At 69.3% G+C, this 2,624-nt stretch carries 2 protein-coding genes and 1 pseudogene; all 3 read right to left on the reverse strand.

Going from position 1 to position 2,624, the window contains the following annotated elements:
* A partial coding sequence (locus C1I98_RS37720) for a hypothetical protein (RefSeq protein WP_146607891.1) occupies nt 1-309 on the reverse strand: 309 nt, incomplete at its 3' end.
* A complete protein-coding gene (locus C1I98_RS37725; protein WP_233508536.1) occupies nt 306-2,042 on the reverse strand; it encodes a VirB4 family type IV secretion system protein in 1,737 nt (578 codons plus the stop codon). The genes C1I98_RS37720 and C1I98_RS37725, both read right to left, overlap by 4 nt.
* Nucleotides 2,039-2,624: pseudogene (locus C1I98_RS42290) on the reverse strand (PrgI family protein); the annotation flags it as partial. The pseudogene C1I98_RS42290 and the gene C1I98_RS37725, both read right to left, overlap by 4 nt.

Genomic DNA, 2,624 nt, shown 5'->3' on the forward strand with positions numbered 1-2,624 from the left:
GTCTCGTGGGCTCGGAGATGTGTATAAGAGGCAGGGTGAGATGGGGTCGTTGGTCTTGGTGGCGAGGCGGAACTGCGTGCGGGTGAGCTTCAGGGCCAGGCCGGCTTCGGCATGCTCCATTCCTCGTCCACCAGCGCGCAGGGCGCGAAGGTATGTCTGCTGGTAGGCATGGTGGATGCGGCCGGCTTCGGTCTGGGTGAGCTGCTTGCGGGGTTGGACGGTGGCGTGAGTCTCTTTGGCCTGGCCGCAGGCAACGCAGAGCGCTAGCTGGGCGACCAGCAGGGCGGTGGCGACGGGACGGATGATCATATGTCCTCCTCAGGATCGAAATTCGGATTGGTGGTGAGTTCGGCGAGTTCTGCGGGGTCGCTGGTGACGGTGTCGTGCTCCCAGGCGCTGCTGATCACCTGGAAGGCGACGCGTTGCCGTCCGGCCGCGAGCAGGCCCATCCCGCGTTCGGCGGACAGCAGGAGCTGACGTTCTCCGTCGGAGAGCTGGAAGGCATCGGTGACGGTGTCGATGGCCTGCGGAGCTTGGCGGAGCAGGATTTGGGTGGTGGAGTTACCGATCACCGCTTTGCCGATGTCGGAGCCGAGAAGGTCGGCGGCATCCTGAGTGATCACCGACAGGCCGGCCCAATGTTTACGGGCGGCTTTGGCCATCTTGAGCAGGAATTTCGCGCCTTCGGGTTCGCGCATCAGCAGCCACGCCTCATCGACGACGACCAGGCGGGGGCGGCGGTCGGCCGGGTCGGACACCCGCCGCCAGACGGCGTCCAGGGTGAGCAGGGTGCCGACCGGCTTGAGTTCGTCGGGCAGGTCGCGCAGGGAGAAGACGATCAGGTGGGAGTCGGGGTCGGTGGTGGTCTGGCCGTCGAACAGGCGGCGGTGGCTCCCGGTGACGTACGGGGCGAGCCCGGCAGCGATCTCCTGCGCGTGCGGGTCGGGGTCGTCGGCGAGTGCGGTGGCCAGGTCCCGCATGAGCGGTGGGCGGCGCTGCCAGGTATTCGGTTCGGCGGTGATTCCGGCGTTTCGGTAGGTGGTCAGGATGGCGCGGTCGAGGGCGGCTTTGGCGCTGTTGGGCAGCGGTTCGCCGAGCATGACCGCGATTAGGGTGTGCAGGAACAGGGCGCGGCGGGTGAGCGGATCGTCGCCGGGGCCACTGCGAGGTGGCAGGTCGAAGGGGTTGAGCCGGACGTCAGGCGCGCCGAAGTGGAGGTAGGCGCCGCCGACGGTTTCGGCGAGGCGGGCGTACTCGTCTTCGGGGTCGATGACGGCGACTTCGACCCCTTGGTACAGGGAGCGCAGGGCGTCCAGCTTGGCCAGGTAGGACTTTCCGCTGCCGCTGCTGGCCAGGATCACGGAGTTGTGGTTGGCCTGGGCGAAGCGGTCCCAGGCGACCAGGGACGCCGAGGACAGGTTGGCTCCGTACAGGACTGCGGTGGGGCCGAGTTCGGTGGTCAGGTCGGGTGAGGTGAAGGGGAAGGCGGCGGCCAGGGCTGCGGTGTCGAAGCTGCGCCGCAGGCCGAGGTTGTCGTAGGCGAGGGGGAGTGAGCTGATCCAGCCTTGGAGTTGCCGGTAGGTGAGCGGCCGGGCATCCAGGAGGAGGGATGCGGCCAGGGCACGTACCTGGGCGCATGCCTCATCAAGGGCTTGTGGCGTGGTGGCGTGCACGGTCAAATAGATCGAGGCGCGGAACAGTTTGGCCTGACCGCGGGCGATGCGGGCGGCGAGGTCCTGGGCGTCTTCGGCGGCGGCTTCGGTACCGGGGTCCAGGAGGCGTCCGTGCTGGTGGTCGCTGCGCAGCCCGGACTCCAGGCGGGCGAACTGCTTGCGCAACCGGTCGGAGGCGATGAGCGAGGGCACCGGCTCGATGTGCAAGGAGACGTCCAGGCGTCCGGGGTAGGTGAGCAGGGGTTCCAGCCATCCGGGGGCGACCTCGCGGGGGTAGCCGGTGATCGCGAGGGTGGCGCAGACACCGTCTGTGACGTGCAACTTTCGGCGCTGGACCTCGATCGAGTCAGGGCCGAAGCGGATGGTCACCGGGAGCCTCCGATCTCGTCGTCGCCGTTGGGCAGTGGTGATGCCGTGGGGTCGAAGCAGGAGGTCAGCAGGGCATGGACGGCGGTGGCCGGGAGCGGCCGGACCACCAGTCCGCCGGCCGACAGCACGCGTGCGGCCTCGTCCATCCGGCGTAGGGCCGTACTGCCGTGCGGGCCTGCGGCGGGTTCACGGACGATGAGCAGGACCTGGCGGCGCAGCAGGTCATGCCGGGCCGACAGGTCGGTGAGGAAGGCTGCGTGCTCGGCGGCGGCCTGTGTCAGTGCCGGGTGGGGCAGGGCGGGAGCGGAATTGCGCAGGTCGGCGATGGCGGCCGACAGATCGATGCGCTCGGCGCGTACCAGGACCTGGACCTGGCCGGACAGCGCGTTGAGCCACCGGGCGAAGGCGGACACGAGCGCGTCCTGCTCCTCGGCCGTACGCAGCGCGAAGTTGACGGTGGAGACCTCGGCAACGGCGGCGACGCCGTCCGGGCCCAGGTCGATCAGGCCGTGCTCGGTGACACCACGGGCGGGCAGCCGCAGCGGGGACGGCGATGGCCCTTGGCGGGCGGCCATCCAGGTG

The organism is Spongiactinospora gelatinilytica (assembly GCF_003236385.1).
In the GTDB taxonomy this organism is placed as follows: Bacteria; Actinomycetota; Actinomycetes; order Streptosporangiales; family Streptosporangiaceae; genus Spongiactinospora; species Spongiactinospora gelatinilytica.